This is a genomic window from Micromonospora sp. WMMB482 (assembly GCF_019038635.1).
GTDB lineage: Bacteria > Actinomycetota > Actinomycetes > Mycobacteriales > Micromonosporaceae > Micromonospora > Micromonospora marina.
In genome coordinates this window covers 6,000,700-6,024,911 of the sequence record NZ_JAHOPD010000020.1, presented here as the reverse complement: position 1 = coordinate 6,024,911, position 24,212 = coordinate 6,000,700, and the positions used below count along the sequence as shown (strand labels likewise).

Below are 24,212 nucleotides of genomic sequence, written 5' to 3'. Positions count from 1 at the left end.
TCCGCTCCGTCCGCCCCGCTCGTGCTCGGTCACCGGTTCAGGAAGCCGCCGGCGGCGACGGCACGGCCACCGAGCCGCTGCCGGGCTTGAAGCCGGCCGGGATCGGCCGCCCCGGGTAGTACTCGGCCTGCAGGCGGCTCCAGGTGCCGTCGGCGATCACCTCGTCCAGGCCCTTGTTCAGCGCCTCGCGCAGCCTGTCGTCGCCCTTGGCCACCGCGTACGCGGTCGGGGTGGGGCTGAGCTGCTTCGCCGCGACCTTGATCCGGCCGTTGCTGTCGGCGGCGGACTTGTCACCGATCTCGGCCGGGGCGATCCAGGCGTCGGCCGTGCCGGCCTTGAGCTGGTTGATCGCGCTGTTGTAGTCGGGCACCCGCACCGGGTCGAGGTTCTGCTTGGTGGCGTAGTCGTCCTGCACGGTGCCCTGGACGACCACCACGCGCTTGCCGGCGAGCTGGTCGAAGCCGGTGATCGGGGAGCCGGCGGGCACGTCCAGGCCGAAGTAGCCGAAGTCGTAGCCGTTGCCGAAGTCCACAGTCTTCTTGCGGGCCTCGGTGATCGTGATCGAGGAGCTGCCCACGTCGAACTTGCCGCTGTTGACCTGGGCGAGCAGACCGGAGAAGTCGGTGCCGACGAACTCCACCTTCAGGCCGATCTTGTCGGCCACGGCGCGCAGCAGCTCGTTGTCGAAGCCGGTGAACTTCCCGTCGGAGAGGAAGACGTTCGGCGGGGCGTCGGTGAGCGTGCCGGCGCGGATCACGCCGGGCCGGAGCAGGCCGTACGGGTTGTCGGCCGCTGCGGTGTCGTCGCTGCCGCAGGCGGTGAGCGCGGTGACGGCGAGCAGGGCCGCCGCGCCGACGGCGGCGGCACGGGTGAGGACGGTACGGAAACGCACGATGTCTCTCCAAAGTGGATGGACGCGCGGCGCGCGTCGGCGCCGGCCCGCGCCGGACGGACGGCCGGGCCGGAGAAGGGTGGATCGGGGAAAGGAGGGTGGCGTTCGCTCAGCGCGCGCGGCGACAGGCGTCGCTGCACACCCGCATCAGGTCGACGTGGCGGCGCTTGACCAGCGCGAAGCGGGCCGGGTACGCGGCGACGTCGCGGTGGAGGGTGGTGCGATCATCGGTCTCCCTGGTCTGTTGCTGACCTGGGTGCCAGGCCACGCTTGCACCGGCGGCTGCCGGTGCCTGGTCTTCACCCGGGGCACCCCACCGCGGAGGAGGGTTGCCGGCCAGCGAGCCGGGGCTTCGCGCTGGCGCTCATGACCTGCCCAGAAGGCTAGCAGCACCGCCGCGGCGGCCGTCCAGCCGTTATGACCACCCTCACGCGCGGCGCCTCACCGCCGGGCCGGGACGACTGCCGGGCGGGTCCGGCCCGCGGGCCGCAGAATGGGCGGATGACCGACCGGCGGGTGACAGCCGACGACCTCGGCGCGTGGTTGATCAAGGGCAATGCGGACGCGGTGGACCTGGCGGCGCGCTTCGCCGCCGACCCGCGGGTCACCGGCTGGTGTGTCCGCCCCGGCTACCGGGTACGCCTGATGCGCGCCGGTCAGCCGGTGGTGTTCTGGGCCAGCGGCAGCCGGGGTCGCGCGCCGTACGGCGTCTGGGGCGTCGGCCGGATCGCCGCCGCTCCCGAGCCCGGGACGCCGGGCCGGCCGCGGACCGCGCCGCTGGACCTGACGATCCTCGACGAGCCGCTCCGGGTACGCCGGGAGCTGCTGCGCGCCGACCCACGGCTGGCCGGGGCGGAGGTGTTCCGGCAACCGCAGGCGGCGAACCCGTCCTACCTGACCGTGGCCCAGTTCGAGGCGCTGCGCGGCTACCTGCCGCGCGAGAGCCTCGTCTGACCGGGCGCGCCGTGCCGGGGCGCGGCGGGCGGGCGCGCGTCCGCCCGCCGGCCCGCCGCCCGTTCGGGTGACGACGTGACCGCTCGGGCGACCGCGCCGGCTCGGGCGGTGAGGCCCCGGTTCAGGCCGCCATGGCGGTGGTGAGCCGGCGGGCCTCGGCGACCAGCCGGCTGCCGCCGCCCCGGGCCACCACGTCGGCCAGTCCGGGCACCTCGATCCGGACGCCCGTCGCGGTCGCCGTCTCCGCCGCCAGCGCCAGCAGGTCCGGCGTGCCCCGGGGCGGTGCCGGCGCGGCCAGCAGCGGCGGCAACGCCCCGGCGAGCAGCCGCCACACGCTCAGCGGGGCACCCGCCGCCACCGCGTCGCGCAGGGGCGTGACCGCCCGGGTGAGGGTCACCTGCCCCTGCGCCCCCATCTCGCCCAGATGCCCGCCGACCCGAGGCGCGTCCATGTCACCGGCGGCCGCCAGGATCAGCAGCGCGTCGAGCGCGGCCACCCGGTCCGCCTCGTGCCGGGCACACAGCCCGTACGCCACGGCCAGGTCCAGCGCGGGCCCGCCCGCGCCCGTGCACTCGGCCAGCGCCAGCAGGACCGGCCCTCGTCCGCCGAGATCCTCCTGGGCGGCCATGGCCAGTTCGGGGAGGACCTGGGCGGCGACCACGCCGCGGTGCCCGGGCAGTACGGCCGGCCACAGGCCGACGGTGCCGAACATCCGGGTGCCGATCGCCGGAGGCGCCAGGGTGAGCAGGCCGAACCGGTCGTCCACGCCGGCCGGCGGGGTGAGCGCGACCAGCCGGCGTCGTTCCGGCAACGAGTCGTAGCTCCAGTCGTACGCGCGGGACCGTTCCCGCCGGCCCACCGTCACCACCTCCTGCACCGGCACCGGCACGGCCTCGCCGCGCAACCAGGCCGCCAGCTCGATCCCGGCGGCCGTGCCGAGCGCCTGCGCGCGCGCCGCCAGCGGCTCGTCGACGACGGCCGGCAGGCGCAGGAACGCCTGCGCGCAGTCCCACTGCCAGTGCCCCCGGTCGCCGAGCGCGGCCAGCCGCTCGTAGAGCACAGCCGGTTCGATCGCGCCGCTGGTCGAGGTGGGCGCGGACAGCAGCCCGGGATCGTCGTGACCGTCCAGCCGCTGCCCTGCCTCGGCCAGGCGCAACCGGTAGAGCCACGTCGGTGCGGGACGCCCGGACGTCGCCTGGGCGGACCGGGACGTCGCCAGCACCGAGGCCCAGTTGTCCCGGCGGCGCGTGGCGTCGCCGATCCCGGCGGCGGCCAGCAGCAACCCGTTCATCTGCGCCCCGGGAAGGAACCGGGCCCAGGTCTCGTGGTACTCGGCCACCCCCGCCCGGCGCAGCACCGGGGCCAGTGCCGCCGCGACCCGGTCGCGCTCGCGGGTGCCCACCCGCACCAGGCCGTCCACGACCCGTTCGAGAACCGCCGTCGGCCACTGCCCGCGCAACGCCGCCGCGACCTCCTCCACCAACTCGTCGACCTCGGCGATCTGCGGCGGGGCGGCCGCCGCCGGCAGCGGCGGCGGCAGGTCGTCGCGGGCCTCGGCCACTGTGGCGACGGCCACCGGCCGGTGACCGTGGCGTCGCGCCAGCGTCAGCGCGCGCTCGCGCAGGCCGGCATCGGGATGGGCGGCCGCCGCGGCGAGCACCGCGCCGATCTCCGGGGCCCGGTCCGGGTGCTGCCGGGCCAGCCGGTCGAGCCAGGACACCTGCGCCCGGACCAGCGCCTTCTCCGGCCGCGCCAGCACCGTCCGGGCGGCCTCCCACAGCGCCTCCGGCTCGGCGACGTCACCGGCCTGCCGCAGCGTCCGCTGTGCGGTACGGGCCACCGGCCCCGGCCCGTCGGCGAGCAGACGCAGATAGGCGCTCGACCGCACGGCCACCTCGTCCGGGGTCGGCGCCAGCAGGTCGTGCAGGACCAGGAACGGGCGCAGCGCGCCCGGCCGGTCGCCGCGCAGCAGCCGGCCCAGGACACCGTTGAGCAGGACCGCCCGGTCGAGCCGGCCCTCCGCGGCCAGCGCCACCAGCGCCCGTGGCACCGCCTCCGTGCCCGTGCCGTCGCCCCGAGCCAGCTCGGTGCCCACGCCGTCCACCTCGAACAGGCGCGGCAGCAGCGCGTCCAGGAACGGGTCCGCGCGCAGCCGGTCCACTGTCGGCGGGCGCGTCCCGCGCGGATCCGGCCAGCCCTGCGCGGCGGCCCAGCCATGCACGAAGTCGTCAGCGGTCGGCGGCGGCGCCTTCTCCGCCAGCAGGAGACCGGCGACGAACCGCCAGCCCGCGACCATCCGGTCCCGGGGCAGCCGGTCGGCCAGCTTGTACGCCACGTCGGCCAGCCAGGTCACCCCGCGTTCCCGGGCGACGTCGACCACCGGCGCCGCGTCGACGCCGGCCAGCCAGACCGAGCGGCGGCCGAGCAGCGCGGCCACCTTCGTCGAGGTGCTCAGCGTCCCCACCGCGGCCACCGCCAGCGTCGCCGCCTCGCCCCGCCACCACCAGGCGTCCCGCCGGCGGCGCACGTCGGCGACCAGCTCGTCGCCGAGCGCGCGCCGGGCCGGCTCGTCCAGCCCGGCCAGGGCCGACCGGACCTCGGACATCCTGCCGCGCACCACCGCCTCGGCGAAGCCGGTCACGACAGCGCCTCCACCGGCGCCGCGACCATCGACACGGCCAGCGCGTGCCGGCACGGCCCCCGCTGCCCGCGGTGCCGGGCCCACCAGCGGCAGGAACAGGAGTACGCGCCGTCCGGGTGGCGGCGCACCCGGTAGGTCTCGGCGTCGGTGCGTACCGTCGCGTGCTCGCCGTCGCGCTCGACCGCGCCGCGCTCGACGAGTGCCCGCGCGCCGACCAGCCGCGGGTTGTCCCGCTCCGCGCGGCCCGCGTCGTAGGGCATCACCCGGTGGAAGTACGCCCCGTCCGCCACGTCGTACCCGACCCGCCCGGCGGTGCCGAGCTGGGCGAGCGCGGCACGCACCCGCTCGTCGGGTAGCGCGGCGGCGTCGGCCAGCGCGGCGACGTCGATCGCCGGATCCCAGTTGAGCAGCGCGCCGACCAGCTCCGCGTCGTCGACCACGTCGTCGCCCGCGAGCGCCGCCAGGGCCGCGCCCTCGCCGGAGAACCCCCGGTACGGCTCGGGGGACAGCGTCAGCGACACCCGCAGCGCCCCGGTGTCCAGCTCCCACGTGCTCGGCACGGCCGGTGAACCGGCCCGCACGGCCGGGCCGTACACCCGCAGGGAGCGCGCGTGCCGCAGCACGCCGCGCAGCGCCGCGAGCCTTCCCGCGCCGGCCAGGCAGACCGCGCCTGGCACCGGGCGGGAGGTCAGCCGCAGCGTACGCCCGGCGGGCACCGCCCACAGCACGCTCCGGTCGCCTGCGGCGGGCAGCCGCCGCAGGAACGCCACCGCCTCCGCCGCCGCGATCTCGGCGCGCGGCTCGAAGCCGGCGGTGAGCACGTGCACCTCGGCGAAGCCGCGCAGCCAGCGGCCGGGCAGCGGCACCTTCCGCTCGACCACCGCGCCGTCCAGGGTGGAAACCGTCAGGTCGTCCGGGCCGACCGCCACGTGCAGCGGCTCGATGTCGCCCACCCGGGCCAGCGCCTCCCGCAGCGGCGGGTTCACGTCCACGTTCGTGGTGCCGTGGCCGCTGATCTCCCCGTCCAGCCCGTCCGGCAGGACGTCCATCCGTGCGTACACCCCGCAGCAGCCCGAGAACGACTCGAAGCGCAGGCGGCCCCGGCTGCCGGTCACCACCGGGTCCAGGCTGGCCGGGCTGACCGGCTGGTGGTAGCGGGTGCGGGCCACCTCGGCGACGGCGAGCAGCCCGGCCGCCGCGGCGGCGGGGGCGGTGAGGAATCCGGCGAAGAAGCGCGGGTTGGCCGCCGGACCGCCGCAGGTCTGCAGATCGAGACCGGCGGTGCGCAGCGCGGACGGCTGAAGATATCGGTACGTCTGGACGGCGTTCACGGCGCAGACCGTAGAGGGACCGACCGACAAAAGCGCGACGGTCCTGCTAGCTTCCTCGGATGTTCGCCCACGCCCTCACCGACGACGCCGAGCTGCGTCCACTGTCGCCCTGGCACGCCGACGAGTTCCTGGCCAACCTCGACCGCTGCCGCGAGCACATCGCACCCTGGGTCGGCGCGTCCTTCGTCGCCACCGACGCCGAGTCGGCCCGCAAGGTCCTCCAGGCGTACGCCGACCGGTGGGCCCGCGACGACGGCGGCCTCTGGGGCATCTGGCAGCGCGGCACGCTCGTCGGCGGCGTGCTGTTCGTGTCGCTGAGCACCGAACGCGGGGTGTGCGAGGCCGGCTGCTGGCTGGAACCGGGCGCCGAGGGGCAGGGCCTGGTCACCCGCGCGGCCCGCTTCGTCATCGACTGGGCGGTGCGGGAGCGCGGCATCCACCGGGTTGAGTGGGTCACGAAGGCGGGCAACGAGCGCAGCATCGCCGTCGCGCGGCGGCTCGGCATGAGCCGCGACGGCGTCATGCGCGGGGCCGCCCCGGCACCCGACGGCCGCGCCGACCTGGAGGTCTGGTCCGTGCTGGCGCCGGAGTGGACCGCCTGACCGGAAAATTGTCGTACCCGGACGTCAACATGTGTCCATGGCTGTCCCCGCACTGGCCGACCGGTCCCCCCAGCCGCGCGCCCTGCCGCTGCGCGAGGTCCGCACCCGGCTCACCCAGCTCGTCTCCCTGGCCGAGCTGACCGACACCGTCACGCTCGTCACCCGCGACGGCGATCCCCGGCCGGTCGCCGCGATCGTGCCCGCGACCGCCGCCCGCACCGGTGCGCAGGCGCGTGCCGACGCCGAGCGCGTCGCCGCGATCAGCGCCGGCTGGGCCCGTCGCCTGGAGGAGTTGCACCGGCAGTCCGGCCGGCGGCACGCCGCCGAGCTGCGGGTGCTGGCCGACGCACTCGCCGAGGCGTGGGCCGAACTCGACCGCCGCGCCCCGGCCGGCGACCCGGCGCTGACCCGGCTGCGCGCCGCGCACGCCGACCTGTTGCGCCGCTGACTCGTGGCGTCCCGCCCGGAGTGCGCGGGACGCCACGGGCGCAGTGGTCAGCTCCGGCCGCGCTCGGCCCGGTAGCGGCGGATCAGCTCAGCGGTCGAGGTGTCCACGTCGGCCAGGTCCGGGTCCGGCCCGGTGAGCTTCGGCGCGAGCTGGTTGGCCATCACCTTGCCCAGCTCCACGCCCCACTGGTCGAACGCGTTGATGTCCCAGATCGCGGCCTCGGTGAACGTGATGTGCTCGTAGAGCGCGATCAGCTGGCCCAGCGTCGCCGGGGTGAGCTTCGGCGCCAGGATCGACGTGGTCGGGTGGTTGCCCGCCATCACCCGGTGCGGCACCACCTCGGGCGCGGTGCCCTCGGCCTCCACCTGCTCCCGGGTCCGCCCGAACGCCAGCGCGGCGGTCTGGGCGAAGAAGTTCGACATGAACAGGTCGTGCATGTCGCCCAGGTCGTGGTTGGGCCGGCTGAACGCGATGAAGTCCGCCGGGATCAGCCGGGTGCCCTGGTGGATGAGCTGGTAGAAGGCGTGCTGCCCGTTGGTGCCGGGCTCGCCCCAGAAGATCTCCCCGGTCGGGTACGTGACGGGCGAGCCGTCGAGGCGTACCGACTTGCCGTTGCTCTCCATGGTGAGCTGCTGGAGGTAGGCGGGGAACCGGTGCAGGTACTGCGAGTAGGGCAGCACCGCGTGGGTCTCCGCGCCGAGGAAGTCGGTGTACCAGACGTTGAGCAGGCCGAGCAGCGCCGGCACGTTGCGCTCCACCGGCGCGGACCGGAAGTGCTCGTCGACCGTGTGGTAGCCGGCCAGCATCTCCCGGAACCGGTCCGGCCCGATCGCCAGCATGACCGACAGGCCGACCGCCGAGGGCAGCGAGTAGCGTCCGCCCACCCAGTCCCAGAAGCCGAACATGTTCTCCGGGTCGATGCCGAAGTCACGGACCCGCTGCTCGTTGGTGCTGACCGCGACGAAGTGCCGGGCCACGGCGTCGTCGTCCGCGTCCAGCCCGGCGAGCAGCCAGCGCCGCGCCTGGTCGGCGTTGGCGAGCGTCTCCTGGGTGGAGAACGTCTTGGACACCACCACGAACAGCGTGCTCGCCGGGTCCAGGTCGGCGGTCTTGTCGTGGATGTCGGTCGGGTCGATGTTCGACACGAACCGGCAGCTGATGCCCGCGTCCCGGTACGCCTTCAGCGCCTCGTACGCCATCACCGGCCCGAGGTCGGAGCCGCCGATGCCGATGTTCACCACTGTGGTGATCCGCTCACCGGTGTGGCCGCGCCACGAGCCGGAGCGCACCCGCTGCGCGAACGCCGACATGCGGTCCAGGACGGCGTGCACGTCGGCGACCACGTCCTGGCCGTCCACGGTGAGCGACGCGTCCGGCGGCAGGCGCAGCGCGGTGTGCAGCACGGCCCGGTCCTCGGTGGTGTTGATGTGCCGTCCGGCGAACATGGCCGCGATCCGGCCGGTCAGCCCGACCCGCTCGGCGAGCGCGCCGAGCAGCGCGATCGTCTCGTCGGTGACCAGGTGCTTGCTGTAGTCCACGTGCAGGTCGGCGACCTCGCCGGTGAGCCGCTCACCCCGCTGCCCGTCGGCGGCGAACAGGTCGCGCAGGTGCGTGCCGCGCATCGCCTCGGCGTGCTTGCGCAGCGCCTGCCATTCGTCGGTGGTGGTGACGTCCACAGCCATCGGGTCGATCTTCTCCTTCGCGACGGGCGGTCGGCCGGCGCGCGCCGGCGAACCCCACCAGCCTGCCACCCGGACCGGTCTCGCGCGACGGGACCCGGCGGCGACCACCGCACGGGCGGGTCTTCCCGGCCACCGTTCCGGGACACGCCGTTGGGACAGCTGTACGACACGCCGATCACCGAATGACATCGCTCGATAGCGGAGCGCAGTGTCCAGCGTTGCTGCCCGATCGCGTCGAGGGGGTGCCATGGCCGGGGTGACCCGTGCCGGTTATCCGCGCTGATCCGTGCGGCGATCACTCTCGCCTGGGCGACCAGCCGCCGGGACACCGCCGCCTCGCTGGGCCTGAACGTCGCCGCCTGTGCTCACCACGCTCTGCCTGCTCGCCACCACCGGGTGCTCCACCAACTGTTCGCGGCCGACCCGACTGGCTCGCCCGGATCACGCTGCTGGTGGGCGGTGTGGTGGCGCTCGCGGCGGCGGCCACCGCGCCGCTCGCGCTCCGGTCCGCGCGTACGAGCCTGCGCACGGCGGTCTTCGCCACCAACTCGCTCTACGAGGACGCCCTCTGCTACCAGGACTACCGCGACTTCCTCGCCCGGGCGACGCGGCAGATCCCGTCGGGCGGGCGCCTGCCGGTCGACGGTTTCGAGCGCATCGACGCCGAGCGGGTCAGCCTGCCCTACCCGGAACCGACACGGCCGCTGTCGCCGAGGTCAGCCTGACGGTCCGGCGCGGCGAGGTGATCGCGCTGGTGGGGGAGAACGGCTCCGGCAAGACCACCCTCGCGAAGCTGATCGCCGGCCTCTACCGGCCCAACGGCGGCACGATCCGCTGGGACGGCGTGGACGCCGCCGAACTGGACCCACGGCAGACCGCCGCCCAGGTCGCGGTGATGAGCCAGGACTGGTGGAAGTTGCCGTTCACCGCCCGGCAGAACATCCGAGCCGGCCGCCACGACCCCACCGGCGGACCCGGCCCCAGCGTGGAGACCGCCGCCCGCGACGCCGCCGCGCACAACGTGTTCAGCGAGCTGCCGTTCGGGTACGACACGCTGCTCGACCGGCAGCTCAAGGACGGGCAGGACCTGTCCGGCGGGCAGTGGCAACGGCTGGTGGCCGCACGCGGTCTCGACCGCGAGCTGTTCGAGTTGCAGGCGGCCGGCCACCTCGCCGGCAGCGCCGAACCCGCCGACGGTTGACCTCCAGCGCACTCGAACTCCTACCGTGACCGGACCGCGCGCCACCGGACGGCGCGATGCGACCCAGGGAGTTCACATGCGCTATCGCGTCCTCGGCGGCACCGGCATCGAGGTCAGCGTCCACTGTCTCGGCACGATGATGTTCGGCGCGGTCGGCAACCCCGACCACGACGACTGCGCCCGGATCGTCCACGCGGCACTCGACCGCGGGATCAACGTCGTGGACACCGCCGACATGTACTCGGCCGGCGAGTCGGAGGAGATCGTCGGCAAGGCCCTGCGCGGCCGGCGCGACGACGTGGTGCTCGCCACGAAGGTCCACTTCCCGATGGGGGAGGGGCCCAACCGGGGTGGCAACTCGCGGCGCTGGATCGTCCGGGCCGTCGAGGACAGCCTGCGCCGGCTGGGCACCGACTGGATCGACCTCTACCAGGTGCACCGCCCCGACCACACCACCGACGTCGAGGAGACGCTCGGCGCGCTCACCGACCTGGTCCTGGCCGGGAAGATCCGCGCGTTCGGCTGCTCGACCTTCCCGGCCGAGGAGATCGTGGAGGCGCACCACGTCGCCGAGCGGCGGGCGCTCGGCCGGTTCCGCACCGAGCAGCCGCCGTACTCGATCCTGGCGCGCGGCGTCGAGGCGTCGGTGCTGCCGGTCTGCCGCCGCTACCGGATGGGCGTGCTGGTGTGGAGCCCGCTGGCCGCAGGCTTCCTGTCCGGCCGGTACCGGCAGGGCCGGCCCGTCGACCTCGGCGCGGGCCGCCCGGCGCTCACCCCGGCCCGGTTCGACCCGGCGCTGCCCGGTAACGCCGCCAAGTACGCCGCCGTCGAGGACCTCGTCGCGCTCGCCGACGAGGTCGGCTGCACGCTGCCGCAGCTCGCCGTGGCGTTCACCGCCGCGCACCCGGCCGTCACCTCGGCCATCATCGGACCGCGCACCATGGACCAGCTCGACGCGCTGCTGGCCGGTGCGGAGCTGACGCTCGACGATGCGGTGTTGGACCGGATCGACGAGATCGTCCCGCCCGGCACGAACCTCTACCAGCCCGACGGCGCCTGGTCCCCGCCCACCCTGACCGACCCGTCCCACCGCCGCCGCTCCCTCCCGGACCGAGCCGCAGCCTGACCCGTCCCGCCACCCGCCGCCCTTCCCCGCCCCTCCTCCTCCCCGCCCTCAGCTCCCGCCCGTCGATCATGGAGTTCCGGCCCCGGCAAACAGCGCGATCCGGACACCCGAGGGGCGGAAACCGCAAGATCGGCGGGGCGGGGCACGGCAGGCCGGGGCAAGGCGGGGAAAGGCGAGGCGGGGACGGGAGAGGCAAGGCGAAGCAGGGAGGGGCGGCGGACGGAGCGAGACGGGCGCGGGGCGGGCCAGGGGAGCGGTGGGTGGGGAACTGCGTCGACACAGGAAGGGTGCGGCTCCACACTGGGCGGGTGGAACATCGGGAACTCGTTCGGGTGAGCAAGCGGCTGTCGCTGGCGCTGCGGCACCGGCCCGACGCGTACGGGCTGCGACTCGACCGGGCCGGGTGGGCGCCGGTGGCCGACGTGCTCGCCGGTCTGCGGATCAGCCGCGCCGCGCTGGACGCCGTGGTCGCGGGCAACGACAAGCAGCGCTTCGCGGTGGAGGCCGGCCCGGACGGGGCCGACCGGATCCGCGCCAGCCAGGGCCACTCCGTGCCGGTCAACCTCGGCCTGACCCCGGCCGCGCCGCCGCCCCGGCTGTTCCACGGCACCGGCGAGGCCGTGCTGGACGCGATCCGGGCGCAGGGGCTGCGCCGGGGCGGGCGGCACCACGTACACCTGTCGCCGGACGTGGCGACGGCCCGGCGGGTCGGCGCGCGCCGGGGCGGCGCGGTGGTGGTGCTGACCGTGGACGCGGAGGCGATGGCGGAGGCCGGGTACCTGTTCTACCGCTCGGCCAACGGGGTGTGGCTCACCGACACCGTCCCGCCGATCTACCTCGGCACCACCTGAAGCGGCGGTCAGCAGGCGGTCACCGGGTGGGCCACCACGGCGTCGAACAGGTACGCGAGGTCGTTCGGCGCGGTCCGGTCGGGCTGCCGTGCGCCGGTCCGGTCGGTGGCGCGGGCGCGCAGGACGTGCCGTCCGGCGGCCGGCGGGCGCCAGCGGACGGTCCAGCGCTGCCAGGCACCACCCCGGTCCGCGGCGACCAGGTCGGCGGGGCGCCATCCGTCGCCGGTGTCCACCTCGACGTGCGCGATCGGGCCGTTGCCGGACCAGGAGCGGCCGGTCAGCAGCATCTCCTCGCCGGCCGGCACCCGGGCGTCCCAGGGCAGCTCGAACGCGCTGCGCACCGGCTGGGCGGTGAGCACGGTGCCGTCGGCCGGATGGCCGGGGCCGAACATCCGGTAGAACTGCGTGTTCCACGGCGAGAACAGGGCAGTGGTGGAGACCTCGATCGCGCCCACCCACTTGATCGAGGAGATGCCGACCCAGCCGGGCACCACGACCCGCACCGGGAAACCGTGGTCGGCGGGCAGCGGCTCGCCGTTCATCTCGTACGCCAGCAGCACGTCGTCGAGCGCCTTCGCGACCGGCATCGGACGGCGTACCCGGCCGAGGTTGACCCCGCCGCTGACGTAGTCCGGGTCGAGGCCCTCGGGCATCACGTCGACCGCCTCGTCACGCAGCCCGGCCAGGCGCAGCACCGTGCCGAGCCGGACGCCCCGCCACCGGGCCACGCCGACGCTGCCCAGCCCCCACACCACGCCCGGCGTGGGCTCGTCCTGCTGCTCGGCGAAGTAGCGCCGCCCGTTGCCGGCGCACTCCAGCAGCGCCGCCTGCTCCTCGGCGGGCAGCCGGCGCAGCTCGTCGAGGTCGAACTCGACCGGGTTGTCGCGGGTGGGCGCGCCGCGCAGGCCGTCGCCGAACAGCCGCAGCCGCCAGGTGGCCGCGTCCAGGCGCGGGGTGAGCGTGTGGTTGCGGACGAAGAAGCGGTCGACCGGGACCACGTACCCCTGGCCGGCCATCGACGGCCAGCGCATCTCGGCGTTGGTGTCCAGCGGGCGCAGCAACTCCGGCGGCAGCGGCTTGACGATCGGCGCTCCGGGGTCGACGCCGACCGGCGCGGACGCCACCGCGACCGGCTCGCGCTCCTCGGCGGCGGCGGTCACCGCACCCATCGCCGCACCCACCTCCAGCAGCCGGTCGCGGTCGACGCCCGGCCCGTGCGCCTGCCCGGCGAGCCACTGCCGGCTCCGGTCGGCGTCGTGGACGGCTTCGGCGGGGGACGGGGAGTGACTCACGGCTGACCTCCGGTTAGGCGACGCTGCCTTTCCTATTCAACCAGTAGGACTTTTCGTCGATTGATCGCAGGTGGCGGCGGCTCCCGCAACGGGCTGGAGGTCACGCCGAACCTGTGGCCGGCTTCGGGCTGGTATGCCGCGGCGCGGGCAGCGCGCTCATCTGCGTGGCCGGACCCGGGTTCTGGTCAGAGCGGGCGTTGACCGGCGAGGAAATCGGCGAGCACCCGGGTGTGCGTGGAGAAGGCCAGCTCGACCGGATCGGTGAGCACCAGCCATTCGGTGGCCTCCTCGGTCGGCGCCGACGGCGGCAGGTCACCGACCGGCCGCTCGGGCAGCACGCCGAAGACCATCATCGTGCCGCCCGCCGGTGCGCCGTGCACCGCGAACAGCCGCGCCTCGCCCGCCTCGGCCCGCAACCCGGTCTCCTCGCGCAGCTCACGGACGAGCGCCTCGGACCACTCCTCGCCGTACTCGATGAAGCCGCCCGGCAGCGCGAGCTGCCCCCGGGCCGGTTCGATGTCGCGGCGCACCACCACCACGCCGAGTCCCTCCGGCGTGCGGACCGGCAGCACCGCGACCGCCACCGGCAGCGGATTGCGCCACACCGTCTCGCCGCAGGAGGAACAGACGCGCGGCCACCCGGCGCCCGCCGGGTAGGCCACGCCGCAGAACGAGCAGTGCGAGTACGCGGTCACGCCGCAGCACGTTACCCGCACCCCCGGCTCGAGGTCAGGCGTCACCCCACCGGCCGGCGAGTGTGGCGCGTGCCTCCATCAGGGCGAACCCGAGCAGGTTGCCGCCCCGCCACCTCGACGGGTCGGCGGCGCGCGGGTCGTCGGCGGTCAGGCCGATGCCCCAGATCCGGTCGGTCGGGCTGGCCTCGACGAGCACCCGGTCGCCGGTGCCGAGCAGGAACCGCCGCAACGGCTCGTGCTGGGAGAACTTGGCGACGCTGCCGGCCACCACGATCTCGTGGCGGCGGGCCGCCCAGGTCGCCTCGTCGAAGCCGCGGACCTGCCGGCCGAGCGCCTTGGCCCGGTGCGGATGCCCGGCCGCCAGCACTCGCCCGGCGATCGCGTGGTCACCGAAGAGCGTGGCCTTGTGCCACATCATCCAGTGTTCGGCGGTGGCGAACTCACGCCCGTCCACTGTGAACGGCGCCGGCCACCACTGGCTCAGGCAGCCCGCGCCGACGCTGCCGTCACGCTGCGGCCGGTGCCCCCAGAAATGCAGGTATTTGACCGTCTGGCCGGTGTCGAGCGCGGCGGTCAGGTCGGCGACGGAACGGATCGGCATGCCCCGCAGTCTGCCCCACCCCACCGACAACCCACCCCCGCATTTCGCCCGCGGGACGGCGCTCCGACGTGACCATCCATGACGGACATCTCCGCCCGTTCCCGCCCCCTGCCTCGGCCCGCCCTCTGCCTCGGCGCGTCCGCTCGCATCGACGGGCCGATCACGCGCGCCTCGCGGCGTCGAGCCACATCTCGCCCGCCCGAGCCGAGCGCTCGTCTCAACTGCAGAGAAGGTCGTCCCGCATCACGAGATTCCGAGAGATCTAGGAACGAACCGGCCCCTATAAGGGCCACTTCCTTCCAAGATCTCCAAGGCCCGCCGCGCCCCTCCCCGCGATCTTGCGCTTTGGTGCTCCGCGTAACGCGCTTACCGGACATTCTGCGGGCTCACAGTGCAAGATCGACGGGGCGGGGCGGGGCGGGCGGGCGGGGTGGGCGAGGGTGGGGTGGTCAGGGAGTGGGGGCGCCTGTGTAGAACGCGGTGACGCGCTCGCCTGCGGCGTGTGCCTCGTCGGACGGGGTGCCGGCCTCGACGCTTGCTGCCGTCCACCTGTTGCTGGACTCGGTGACGAAACGCAGGCCGTCGGGTGAGGCCATCCACTCGGGTGCGGAGGCCGGGTCGACGCCCGTGCCGTCGGTGGCGAAGTGGGAGGCCAGGCCGACCAGCGCGAGGTCCCAGCCGATGCCGACCGCGCCCGGACCGTACTCGGCCCACCGCTGGTCGTCGACGTGCGCGACGTGCTCCAGCTCGAAGCGGGTACGCCCGGGCCCTGCTTCACGCAGCCGCACTTCGATCCAGCTCACCTCGTCGCCGAACTCCCAGGTGGCGGCGAAGCCGTGCGGCGGGTCGCAGCGCTCGACGGTGCCGCCGGCGTTGCCCTCCAGCTGGTACCGGCCGCCGAGGCTCAGGTCACCGGTGACCGGCAGGAACCAGCGCGGTATGCGTTCCGGGTTCGTGCAGGCGTCGAAGACGTCGGCGACCGGCGCGTCGTACGTCTGGGCGATGGTGAGCACCCGCGCGTGCCCGGCGGGGAGCGTACGGGCGCCGATGCGGCGCTCGACGGCGCTGATCTGTCCGGTCACGTCGATCATGGGTCGGTCCTCTCGTCGGTGGTGTCCTCGCGCAGCCGCCGTTCGCGGCGGCCCCGGGCCAGCTCGGTGGCGAGCGCCGCCAGTGGCGGCGTCCAGAAGCGGCGGAACCCGTCCAGCCACGCGTCGATCTCGCGCAGCGGGCCGGGATCCACGGCGTAGAGGCGGCGGGTGCCCTCGGCGCGCACCGTGGCGAAGCCGTGCTCGCGCAGCACCTTGAGGTGCTGGGAGACGGCGGGCTGGCTGATGCCGAACTCCCGCCGCACGGTCTCGCCGAGCGTGCCGGCGGGCTGTTCGCCGTCGGCGAGCAGCTCCAGGATCCGGCGGCGGACCGGGTCGCCGAGGACGTCGAAGGCGTGCACGACGTCTTTATATCAGAGCTAACTTATATAAGCTAGCGTTGACGTAACACGGGGCGCCCGTCGCACCCGGGCGCCCCGCGTACCCCCGTGGTCAGCCGCCGAGACGGGCGGCGACGGTACGACGCAGCTCCGGCAGGCGGCCGTGCAGCAGGCCCGGGCACTGCGTGTCGTTGAAGTCCTTGTGCCCGTAGATCTCGGTGGGCGCGATGCCGTACTGCTGGCAGGTGAACGCGCAGAACGTGACGAGGCTGTTCCAGAGGGCCTGCGGCGGCTGGACATCCACGTAGATGCCGTCGTTCTCGATGCCGATGGCCTGGCTGTTCTGCCCGACACAGTGCGCGCCCTGCACCATGGTCTGGCCGTGCAGCAGCGCGTAGAGGCTGCCGTGCCGGCCCTCGGTCAGGTGGCCGCCCCGGCTGTTGGTGAAGTGCTGCCCGGAGTCGAGCCAGCCGTTGCCGTCCATGTGCAGGTTCTGGATGTCGCGGGAGTTGCGGTACGCCTGGGCGAGGCTGTAGTCGGTGGTGTTCGGGAACGCCGTGTGGTGGACGATGATCTTGTTGGGCCGGCTGGTCACCACGCTCACCGGCGACGAGGGCGGCCGGGCGCCCCAGGTCGCGCAGTTGGCGATGGTCGGCTGGTCGACCCGGGTGGCGGCGGCCCGCGCGTCGGGGCCGGAGCCGATCCGGGTCAGCGCGCCGACACCGGCGGCGGCGCCGAGCAGGACCGCGCCGCGCAGCACGGTCCGCCGGGGGACAGGAGCAGACATCGCAGCCTCCTCGTGGAAGGGGAGCGCCGCCGGGCGGCGGGCCGGATCGAGGGGTACGCCGGGCACGGCGGGACCGGCACCGCCCGCCACGCCCGGGCCGGGGTCAGCAGGGTCCGTTGCAGGCCAGGACGCGCAGCCGGTCGAGCGAGCCGTTCCAGACGTTCTGGTCGCCGGGGAAGACGCCGGAGGAGGACCACTGCCAGAACGAGTACGTGCCCCAGCCCGCAGGCAGCGTGCCGACGCTGCTTGCGTAGCGGGCGATCCACAGTGGGTTGTTGGCGGCGAACTGCGAGGTGTTGCCGGTGCAGGTGCTCCACCAGTCGGTGGTGGTGTAGATGGTGGCCCACCGGCCGGTGCGGGCGTGGTACTGGTTGACGAACGAGGCGATCCAGCTGCGCATCGACGCCTGGCTCAGCCCGTAGCAGGTCGCGCCGTACGGGTTGTACTCGATGTCCAGCGCGCCGGGCAGCGTCCGCCCGTCCTTCGACCAGCCGCCGCCGTGGTCGACGAAGTAGTTGGCCTGGGTGGCGCCGCTGGTGGTGTCCGGGCGGGCGAAGTGGTACGAGCCGCGGATCATCCCGACGTTGTACGAGCCGTTGTACTGCTGGGCGAAGTACGGGTTGGTGTAGTACGTGCCCTCGGTCGCCTTGACGTACGCGAACCGGGCGCCGTTGGCCCATGCCCCGGACCAGTTCACGTTGCCCTGGTAGCTGGAGACGTCCATGCCGGGCAGCCCGGCCGGGGCGGCGCCGGCGGGGGCTGCCCCGGACAGGGTCGCCGCGGCGACGGTGGCGGTGGCGAGCAGCGCGGCTCCGGCCGCGCGCAGCGCCGATCGGATCGACCTGTGCATCTGTCCTCCCTGGGGTTGCCGCGCTCCGGCGGCGGGAGTATGACGAAAGGAACTGTCGTCATTAGGTCACAGGGTGGAGAAACTTTTCAATAGATTGCATCGAAGAATCTCGCTGAATCGGGTGCTCGGCCGAGCTGGGCGAGTGCCTCGGCGGCGGCGCGCTCACCGGCCGTCACCGCGCCCTCCAGGTAGCCGTTCCACCGGGTCGCGGTCTCGGTGCCGGCCCAGTGCACCCGGCCCACCGGCGTCCGCAGTTCCGGGCCGTACGCGCACCACGCCCCGGGTGGCAGGACGCCGCTGAAGCAGCCGCGCGTCCACTCCTCGGCCGACCAGTCGTACTCGACGAGATCGTCGGGGCGCGCGGCGGCCGGGCCGAAGATCGCGGCGAGCGCGTCGCACAGCGCGTCCCTCCGCGCGTCGTCAGGCAGCCGGCGCAGCGTCCGGGCCTGCGCGCCGTAGCTGAACGCGGTGAGGATTCCGCCCGGCGCGTCCGGCAGCGAGTTGTCCACCGTCTCGGTGAGCGGCCCGGTGTCGGTGGTGGACACGCCGGACCGGCCGTCGGCCCGCCAGAACGGCTCCGGGTAGAGCGCGTGCACCTTGAGCGCCACACCCATCGGCATCCGCTGGGTCAGCCCGTCGCGCAGCGACGGCAGCGGCGGGTCGTACCGGATCCGCCCGGCCAGTGCCGGCGCCAGCGCGACCACCACCGCGTCGCCGCGGTACGTCGAGCCGCCTGCGCGCACCCGCACGCCGTCGCCGTCCTGCGCGACGCCGTCCACCGGCGCGCGCAGGCACAGGCTCCCCTGCGGCAGCGCGGCGGCCATCCGCTCGGCCAGTACGGCCGGACCGCCGGCGATCCGGTCCTGCTGGGCGCCACCGGCCATGCCGAGCAGCGACCGGGTGCCGCCGCCGCTGCGCAGGTAGAACAGCATGTGCAGCAGTGAGACCTCGTCCGGCGAGGCGGCCAGCAGCCCACCGGCGAGCAGCCGGCCGGCGTACCCGGCGGTGACCGGGTCGGCCGCGCTCGCGTCGAGCCAGCCGCCCAGCGTGATCCGGTCCCACCGCGCCGCCTCGGCGGCCCGCCACGGCGCGGCCGGGTCGAGCCCGGCCGCCATCCCGTCGAGCGTGCCCAGCAGCGCGGACAGCCCCGGCGGCCCGCCGGTGGCCGGGCGTCCGCCGAGCAGCAGCGTCGGCGCGCCGTGCGCGGGGGGGGGGGAACGTGGTCAGGCCGTACGTGGCGACGAGCGCGTACATCCGGTCCTGGGCCGGGCCGATCCACTGCGCGCCGAGATCGAGCCAGCCGCCGCCGGGCAGCGGGCGGCTGCGCGTCCGGCCGCCCACCCGGTCCCGGGCCTCCAGCACCCGCACCTGCGCGCCGGCCGCGTCCAGCGCGAGCGCGCAGGCCAGGCCGGAGAACCCGGCGCCCACGACGACGACCCGGTGGCGGCGCACGCGACCGCGTACCCCGCTCCCGCCCGGATTCACCCGGCCCGGCGTGTCGAAACCGGCGTCAGTCGTTCGTGTGGAGGGTGAGGGGACGGCGCGGGACCGTCCGGTGACGAGGAGGAGCCGATGAAGCAGTACCTGATCAGCGTGTACCAGCCGGCCGGCGAGGGACGGCCGGACCCGGAGTTCCTGGCCGGGGTGATGCGCGAGGTCGAGGCCATCGGCCGGGACCTGCGGGAGGCGGGGTGCTGGGTGTTCGGCAACGGCCTGCACGACCCGCAGACCGCCACGGTGCTGCGCCCGGCCGGCGACGAGGTGCTGGTCACCGACGGGCCGTTCGCCGAGGGCAAGGAGTACCTGGGCGGCGTCACCGTCATCCGGGCGCCCGACCTGGACACCGCGCTGGAGTGGGGCCGCCGGTACGCCCTCGCGACCACGCTGCCGATCGAGGTCCGCCCGTTCCAGGGCGAGGGATGACCGACGTCGAACGGGTCTTCCGGGCCGAGTACGGCCGCGCGGTAGCCGTCCTGGTCCGTCTCCTCGGCGACATCGACCTCGCCGAGGAGGCGGTCCAGGAGGCGTTCGCGGTGGCCGTGACGCGCTGGGCCGCCGACGGGCCGCCGCCCAGCCCGGCCGGCTGGATCATCATCACCGCCCGTAACCGGGCGATCGACAGGTTGCGCCGCGAGGCCACCCGGGCGGCCCGGCACGCCGAGGCGGCCCTGCTGCACGCCGCCGACCCGCCCGCCGAGGAGGGGCCCGTGCCCGACGACCGCCTGCGCCTGATCTTCACCTGCTGCCACCCGGCACTCGCCGCTCCGGCCCGGGTGGCGCTGACGCTGCGGCTGCTCGGCGGCCTGAGCACCGCCGAGATCGCGCGCGCCTTCCTGGTGCCGGAGCCCACCATGGCGCAGCGCCTGGTCCGGGCCAAGGCCAAGATCCGCGACGCCGGCATCCCGTACCGGGTGCCGCGCGACGCGGACCTGCCGGACCGGCTGCGCGGGGTCCTGGCGGTGGTCTACCTGATCTTCAACGAGGGGCACACGGCCAGCACGGGGGAGCGGCTGGGCCGCGCCGAGCTGGGCGCGGAGGCGATCCGGCTGGGCCGGCTGCTGGTGACGCTGATGCCGGACGAGCCGGAGGCGCTCGGCCTGCTCGCGCTGATGCTGCTCACCGAGGCCCGCCGCGCCGCCCGGACCGGTCCGGACGGGGTGCCGGTGTCGCTGTCCGAGCAGGACCGCGGCCGGTGGGACCGGGAGCTGATCGCCGAGGGGCAGGATCTGGTCCGCCGGTGCCTGCGGCGGGGCCGGCCCGGCCCGTACCAGATCCAGGCCGCGATGGGCGCGGTGCACGCGGACGCGCCCACCACCGCCGCCACCGACTGGACCCAGATCCTCGCGCTCTACGACCAGCTCGCGGCCGTCGCGCCCGGCCCGGTGGTGGCGCTGAACCGGGCGGTCGCGCTGGCCGAGGTACGCGGAGCGGCGGTGGGACTGGCCGAAGTGGAGCGCCTCGACCTGGGCGGCTACCACGTGTGGCACGCGATCCGGGCCGACCTGCTGCGCCGGCTGGACCGTCCGGCGCAGGCCCGGGCGGCGTACGACGTGGCGATCGCCGGCACCGGCAACGCGGCGGAGCAGATGTTCCTGCGCCGTGCCCGCGACCGTATGCCGGCTTGATCGCACCGGCCGTGCACGCAGGAGCCCGCCAGCCCGGGGAAGGAGGCCGTGATCGCCGGGGCATTGACGCGGCGGCAGGGAAAAGTACACTCCCGGTGTAATTAGTTTTTCCGTGCTCCGTCGACCGGCACGAGGTGACGATGAGCCCACCGGCCGCCCCCGCCGACGAACCGGGCCTGGCGCTGCACCACGTCGGCGTACGCTTCGGCGGCCTGGTCGCCCTCGACGACGTCTCACTGCGGGTGCCGCCCGGCCGGATCGTCGGCGTGATCGGGCCCAACGGCGCCGGCAAGACCACCCTGTTCAACGTGGTCTGCGGCTTCGTCCGGCCGACCGAGGGTTCGCTCACCCTGGACGGCCGGCCGTTCCGGCCCCGCCCGCACGCCCTCACCCGGCTCGGCATCGCCCGCACCCTCCAGGGCGTCGGCCTGTTCGCCGGGCTGACCGTGCTGGAGAACGTGGTCGCCGGCGCGAGTCACACCGCCCGCGCCGGTTTCGCCGCCGCGCTGTTCGGCCTGCCCCGCAGCGACCGGGACGAGCGGCGGCTGCACGCCCGGGCCCTGGACCTGCTCACCGAGCTGGGCGTCGAGAAGTACGCCGGCGCCCCGCCGGGCACCCTGCCCTACGCGATGCGCAAACGGGTCGCGCTGGCCCGGGCGCTGATCGCCCGGCCCCGGCTGCTGCTGCTCGACGAACCGGCCGGCGGTCTCGGCGCCGACGACGTGGCCGAGCTGGCCGACCTGGTCCGGGCCCTGCCCGAACGTGACGGCGGCTGCGCCGTGCTGCTCGTCGAGCACCACATGGACCTGGTCATGTCCGTCTGCCACGAACTGGTGGTGCTCGACTTCGGCAAGGTGATCGCGGCGGGCCCGCCGGAGCGCATCCGCGACGATCCACGCGTCACCGAGGCGTACCTGGGCGCCGACGTGCCGGCCGAGGGGAGCACGTCGTGACCGCCGTGCTGGAGGTCGAGGCGCTGAGCTGCGGCTACGGGCCGGTGCCGGTGCTGCGCGACGTCGCGTTCACCGTCCCGCCCGGCACGATCACCGCCGTGCTGGGCGCCAACGGCGCGGGCAAGACCACGCTGCTGCGTACCCTCTCGGGTCTGCTCCGTCCCACCGGCGGCCGGGTCCGGTACGCGGGGGAGGACCTGCGCGGCGTCCGGGTGGAACACCTGGTCCGGCGCGGCCTGGCGCACGTGCCGGAGGGGCGCGGCGTGGTGACCGAGCTGACCGTGGCGGAGAACCTGCGCCTGGGCGGGCTGTGGCGGCGCGACCGGGCCGACGCCCGGCGCGCGCTCGACGAGGTGTACGAGCTGTTCCCCGCCCTGGCCCGCCGCCGCGACCACGCCGGGCACCAGCTCTCCGGCGGGGAACGGCAGATGCTCGCGATCGGGCGCGCGCTGATCGCCCGGCCCCGCCTGCTGCTGCTCGACGAGCCCTCGCTGGGCCTGGCGCCCAAGGTGGCCGCGCAGATCATGGCGCTGCTGCGGCGGCTGCGCGACGACCGAGGGCTCACCGTGCTGCTCGTCGAGCAGAACGTGCGCACCGCGCTGTCGGTCGCCGACCAGGGCATCGTCATGTCGCTCGGGCAGGTGGTGACGGCCGCGCCGGCCGCCCGGCTGCGCGACGACGACCAGCTCCGGCACGCGTACCTCGGATTCTAGGAAGGGGTCGCGGATGGAGCGGTTCTGGTTCCTCACCTTCGACGGGCTCGCCGCCGGGGCGGTCTACGCCGCGTTCGCGCTCGCGCTCGTGCTCATCTGGCGGGCCGCCCGGGTGGTCAACTTCGCCCAGGGCGCGATGGCCGTGGCCACCGCCTACGTCGGGTACGCGGTCGTGTCGGCCACCGGCTCGTACTGGCTGGGCCTGGCCGCCGCGATCCTGTCCGGGCTGGCCCTGGGCGCGCTGGTGGAGCGGGTGCTGATGCGGTTCGCCGGGCCGGGCGGCCCGCTCAACCAGGTGATCGTCGCGCTCGGGCTGGTGCTCGTCATCCAGGCGATGCTCGGCATCGTCTTCGGCAACGACTACCGGCCCGCCCCGGCGCCGTTCGACACCGACGCGCTCACCATCGGCGGGGTGGCCGCACTGTCCCCGTACGACCTGTGGGTGCTCGGCGCCGCGCTGACGGTGGTGGCGCTGCTCGCGCTGCTGTTCACCCGTACCCCGGTGGGGTTGCGGATGCGGGCCGCCGCGTTCGCGCCCGAGGTGTCCCGGCTGCTCGGCGTCAGCGTCGGCCGGATGCTCACGCTGGGCTGGGCGCTCGCCGCCGGGGTCGGCGCGCTCGCCGGCATGCTCGTCGTCCCCACCGGACTCGGCCTGCACTCGCACGCCATGGACCTGGTCTTCGTGGTCGCGTTCACCGCCGCCGTGGTGGGTGGCCTGGACAGCCCGGTCGGTGCGGTGGTCGGCGGCCTGCTGGTCGGGCTGATCCTGTCCTACGTCACCGGCTACCTGGGACCGGACACCACCCCGCTGGCCGTTCTGGTGCTGCTGCTGTCCGTCCTGCTGGTCCGCCCCGGCGGGCTCTTCTCCACGGCGAGAGCGAGGCACGTGTGACGAGCACCCCCACCAAGATCTCGCCCGCCGCGCCGTCCCCGCTGCGGCGGCTGCTCCCCGGCGCCCCGGCCGGACGCGAGGCGCGCGGCTCCACGCTGCTGCGTCACCTGGCGGTGGCCGTGTTCGCCGGCACGCTCGTCGTGCTGGTGACCAACCAGCTCGCGCCGTACCAGAACCTCCAGGTGGCGCGCGTCTGCGCGTTCCTCTGCGTCACCGCCGGGCACACCGTGCTGGTCGGGCTCAACGGTCAGCTCTCGCTCGGGCACGGCGCGCTGATGGCCACCGGCGCGTACACGGTGGCCCTGACCCAGCAGGCCCTCGACGAGCGCGCGGTACGCGGCTGGTGGACGCTGCCCGCGTCGCTGCTCGCCGGCGTCGCGGTGACCGCGCTCGTCGGGCTGGTCGTCGGGCTGGCGGCGGCCCGGCTGCGCGGCCCCTACCTGGCCGGCGTGACCCTCGCCGTGGCGACGCTCGTCCCGGCGGTCACCACGATCTTCACCGGCGTGTTCAACGGCGAGCAGGGGCTGCGGTTCCCGGCCCAGACACCACCGGCGGCGCTCGGCGCCTACTTCCAGCCGGAACGCTGGCTGGCCTGGATCGCGCTGGCCGCCGCGCTGCTCACCATGCTGCTGCTGGCCAACCTGGTGCGCAGCCGCTTCGGCCGGTCCCTGCGGGCGGTCCGCGACGACGAGGTCGCGGCCCGGCTCGCCGGCATCCCGGTGGCCCGCACGCAGGTGCTCGCGTTCGTGGTCAGCGCCGCCTGCGCGGGCCTGGGCGGCGGCGTGTACGCCATGCTCACCGCCACCGTCGCACCCGGCAAGTTCCCGCTGGACCTGTCGCTGTTCCTGCTCATGGCGATCGTGATCGGCGGGCTGGGCAGCCTGGCCGGCGCGGTCTGGGGCGCGGTGCTCCTGGTCGCGCTCCAGGATCTGCCCGGCCTGCTCACCGAGCACCTCAGCCTGTCCGCCGGGCTGGCCCAGCGGCTGGAGGGCAACCTCGCGCTGGCCGTGTTCGGCCTGATCCTCATCGTCGTCATGCTCGCCGCCCCGGGCGGCCTCCAGGGCGGGGTGCGCGCCGTCGGCACCCGGCTGCGCGCCGTGCTCCGCGGCCGTCGCGCGCCCCGCCGGTCGCCGGACCGCTGACCCCA

General features: G+C 74.8%; 26 protein-coding genes, 1 pseudogene and 1 riboswitch. Of the genes and pseudogenes, 13 read left to right on the top strand and 14 right to left on the bottom strand.

The features are described from left to right. Positions 1–37: 37 nt before the first annotated feature. Together KSK32_RS29415 and KSK32_RS29410 are read right to left on the bottom strand one after the other, a co-directional pair. A complete protein-coding gene (locus KSK32_RS29415; RefSeq protein ID WP_216934646.1) occupies positions 38–892 on the bottom strand; it encodes an ABC transporter substrate-binding protein in 855 nt (284 codons plus the stop codon). A 109-nt stretch (positions 893–1,001) separates the two neighbouring features. Continuing rightward, entirely contained in the window at positions 1,002–1,160 is a 159-nt protein-coding gene (locus KSK32_RS29410; RefSeq protein WP_216934644.1) for a hypothetical protein, read from the bottom strand. Then, positions 1,154–1,264, bottom strand: a riboswitch (SAM riboswitch). Its footprint overlaps the gene before it by 7 nt. A 129-nt stretch (positions 1,265–1,393) precedes the next feature. Here KSK32_RS29410 and KSK32_RS29405 point away from each other — a divergent pair. Beyond that, entirely contained in the window at positions 1,394–1,846 is a 453-nt protein-coding gene (locus KSK32_RS29405) for an EVE domain-containing protein (protein WP_216934642.1), read from the top strand. Between the two features lie 121 nt (positions 1,847–1,967). Here the strand turns inward: KSK32_RS29405 and KSK32_RS29400 are convergent, their stop codons facing one another. Beyond that, positions 1,968–4,487: a hypothetical protein gene (locus KSK32_RS29400; RefSeq protein WP_216934640.1), complete on the bottom strand. Its 2,520-nt coding sequence runs from the start codon at positions 4,485–4,487 to the stop codon at positions 1,968–1,970. Further along, positions 4,484–5,818, bottom strand: coding sequence for an SWIM zinc finger family protein (locus KSK32_RS29395; protein ID WP_216934638.1), 1,335 nt, complete (start codon positions 5,816–5,818; stop codon positions 4,484–4,486). The genes KSK32_RS29400 and KSK32_RS29395 overlap by 4 nt, the downstream gene beginning before the upstream one ends. 59 nt (positions 5,819–5,877) lie before the next feature. Between KSK32_RS29395 and KSK32_RS29390 the strand changes: the two genes are divergently transcribed. Next, positions 5,878–6,420, top strand: coding sequence for a GNAT family N-acetyltransferase (locus KSK32_RS29390; RefSeq protein WP_216934636.1), 543 nt, complete (start codon positions 5,878–5,880; stop codon positions 6,418–6,420). A gap of 37 nt (positions 6,421–6,457) precedes the next feature. Then, positions 6,458–6,868: a hypothetical protein gene (locus KSK32_RS29385; RefSeq protein WP_091042698.1), complete on the top strand. Its 411-nt coding sequence runs from the start codon at positions 6,458–6,460 to the stop codon at positions 6,866–6,868. Between the two features lie 47 nt (positions 6,869–6,915). On the opposite strand, the gene pgi is transcribed toward KSK32_RS29385, so the two are convergent. Continuing rightward, positions 6,916–8,550, bottom strand: a complete 1,635-nt coding sequence (gene pgi, locus KSK32_RS29380; protein ID WP_216934635.1) for a glucose-6-phosphate isomerase — start codon at positions 8,548–8,550, stop codon at positions 6,916–6,918. Between the two features lie 452 nt (positions 8,551–9,002). Between pgi and KSK32_RS33665 the strand changes: the two genes are divergently transcribed. The 4 genes from KSK32_RS33665 (at position 9,003) to KSK32_RS29365 (ending at position 11,728) form a co-directional block, all read left to right on the top strand. Continuing rightward, positions 9,003–9,275 (top strand): hypothetical protein, encoded by a 273-nt coding sequence (locus KSK32_RS33665; protein ID WP_254187231.1) that lies wholly within the window; start codon positions 9,003–9,005, stop codon positions 9,273–9,275. A 17-nt stretch (positions 9,276–9,292) separates the two neighbouring features. Continuing rightward, on the top strand, positions 9,293–9,751 hold the full coding sequence (locus KSK32_RS33660; protein WP_289256422.1) for an ATP-binding cassette domain-containing protein: 459 nt from the start codon (positions 9,293–9,295) through the stop codon (positions 9,749–9,751). Between the two features lie 76 nt (positions 9,752–9,827). Further along, a complete protein-coding gene (locus KSK32_RS29370; RefSeq protein WP_216934633.1) occupies positions 9,828–10,877 on the top strand; it encodes an aldo/keto reductase in 1,050 nt (349 codons plus the stop codon). A 308-nt stretch (positions 10,878–11,185) separates the two neighbouring features. Continuing rightward, on the top strand, positions 11,186–11,728 hold the full coding sequence (locus KSK32_RS29365; protein ID WP_216934629.1) for an RNA 2'-phosphotransferase: 543 nt from the start codon (positions 11,186–11,188) through the stop codon (positions 11,726–11,728). An 8-nt stretch (positions 11,729–11,736) separates the two neighbouring features. Here KSK32_RS29365 and KSK32_RS29360 read toward each other — a convergent pair whose 3' ends face one another. From KSK32_RS29360 to KSK32_RS35010, 9 genes and pseudogenes are all read right to left on the bottom strand, one after another. After that, positions 11,737–13,020 carry a sulfite oxidase gene (locus KSK32_RS29360; RefSeq protein ID WP_216934628.1) on the bottom strand — a complete coding sequence of 428 codons (1,284 nt, stop codon included), beginning with the start codon at positions 13,018–13,020 and terminating at the stop codon, positions 11,737–11,739. Between the two features lie 185 nt (positions 13,021–13,205). Further along, complete coding sequence (locus KSK32_RS29355; protein ID WP_216934626.1) at positions 13,206–13,715, bottom strand: NUDIX domain-containing protein; 510 nt, start codon at positions 13,713–13,715, stop codon at positions 13,206–13,208. A gap of 34 nt (positions 13,716–13,749) precedes the next feature. Then, a complete protein-coding gene (locus KSK32_RS29350; protein ID WP_216934624.1) occupies positions 13,750–14,316 on the bottom strand; it encodes an NADAR family protein in 567 nt (188 codons plus the stop codon). 449 nt (positions 14,317–14,765) lie between these two features. After that, complete coding sequence (locus KSK32_RS29345; protein WP_216934622.1) at positions 14,766–15,407, bottom strand: SRPBCC family protein; 642 nt, start codon at positions 15,405–15,407, stop codon at positions 14,766–14,768. Further along, positions 15,404–15,766: a helix-turn-helix transcriptional regulator gene (locus KSK32_RS29340; protein WP_216934620.1), complete on the bottom strand. Its 363-nt coding sequence runs from the start codon at positions 15,764–15,766 to the stop codon at positions 15,404–15,406. The genes KSK32_RS29345 and KSK32_RS29340 overlap by 4 nt, the downstream gene beginning before the upstream one ends. A gap of 91 nt (positions 15,767–15,857) precedes the next feature. Further along, positions 15,858–16,532, bottom strand: coding sequence for a peptidoglycan recognition family protein (locus KSK32_RS29335; RefSeq protein ID WP_216934618.1), 675 nt, complete (start codon positions 16,530–16,532; stop codon positions 15,858–15,860). Positions 16,533–16,635: 103 nt separating this feature from the next. After that, positions 16,636–17,382 (bottom strand): lysozyme, encoded by a 747-nt coding sequence (locus KSK32_RS29330; RefSeq protein ID WP_216934616.1) that lies wholly within the window; start codon positions 17,380–17,382, stop codon positions 16,636–16,638. Positions 17,383–17,468: 86 nt separating this feature from the next. Next, positions 17,469–18,497 carry an FAD-dependent oxidoreductase gene (locus KSK32_RS29325; protein WP_254187230.1) on the bottom strand — a complete coding sequence of 343 codons (1,029 nt, stop codon included), beginning with the start codon at positions 18,495–18,497 and terminating at the stop codon, positions 17,469–17,471. A 139-nt stretch (positions 18,498–18,636) separates the two neighbouring features. Next, positions 18,637–18,963, bottom strand: a pseudogene (locus KSK32_RS35010) (FAD-dependent oxidoreductase); the annotation flags it as partial. On the opposite strand from KSK32_RS35010, the gene KSK32_RS29320 reads away from it, so the two are divergent. From KSK32_RS29320 to KSK32_RS29295, 6 genes are all read left to right on the top strand, one after another. Then, positions 18,955–19,305: a YciI family protein gene (locus KSK32_RS29320; protein ID WP_216934614.1), complete on the top strand. Its 351-nt coding sequence runs from the start codon at positions 18,955–18,957 to the stop codon at positions 19,303–19,305. The pseudogene KSK32_RS35010 and the gene KSK32_RS29320 sit on opposite strands and share 9 nt — an antisense overlap. Further along, on the top strand, positions 19,302–20,507 hold the full coding sequence (locus KSK32_RS29315) for an RNA polymerase sigma factor (RefSeq protein WP_216934612.1): 1,206 nt from the start codon (positions 19,302–19,304) through the stop codon (positions 20,505–20,507). The genes KSK32_RS29320 and KSK32_RS29315 overlap by 4 nt, the downstream gene beginning before the upstream one ends. 140 nt (positions 20,508–20,647) lie before the next feature. Next, positions 20,648–21,460 carry an ABC transporter ATP-binding protein gene (locus KSK32_RS29310; RefSeq protein WP_216934610.1) on the top strand — a complete coding sequence of 271 codons (813 nt, stop codon included), beginning with the start codon at positions 20,648–20,650 and terminating at the stop codon, positions 21,458–21,460. After that, positions 21,457–22,173, top strand: coding sequence for an ABC transporter ATP-binding protein (locus KSK32_RS29305; RefSeq protein WP_216934605.1), 717 nt, complete (start codon positions 21,457–21,459; stop codon positions 22,171–22,173). Before KSK32_RS29310 ends, KSK32_RS29305 begins: the two co-directional genes overlap by 4 nt. A gap of 13 nt (positions 22,174–22,186) precedes the next feature. After that, positions 22,187–23,065, top strand: a complete 879-nt coding sequence (locus tag KSK32_RS29300) for a branched-chain amino acid ABC transporter permease (protein WP_216934603.1) — start codon at positions 22,187–22,189, stop codon at positions 23,063–23,065. Beyond that, complete coding sequence (locus tag KSK32_RS29295) at positions 23,062–24,207, top strand: branched-chain amino acid ABC transporter permease (RefSeq protein WP_216934601.1); 1,146 nt, start codon at positions 23,062–23,064, stop codon at positions 24,205–24,207. Before KSK32_RS29300 ends, KSK32_RS29295 begins: the two co-directional genes overlap by 4 nt. Positions 24,208–24,212 lie beyond the last annotated feature (5 nt).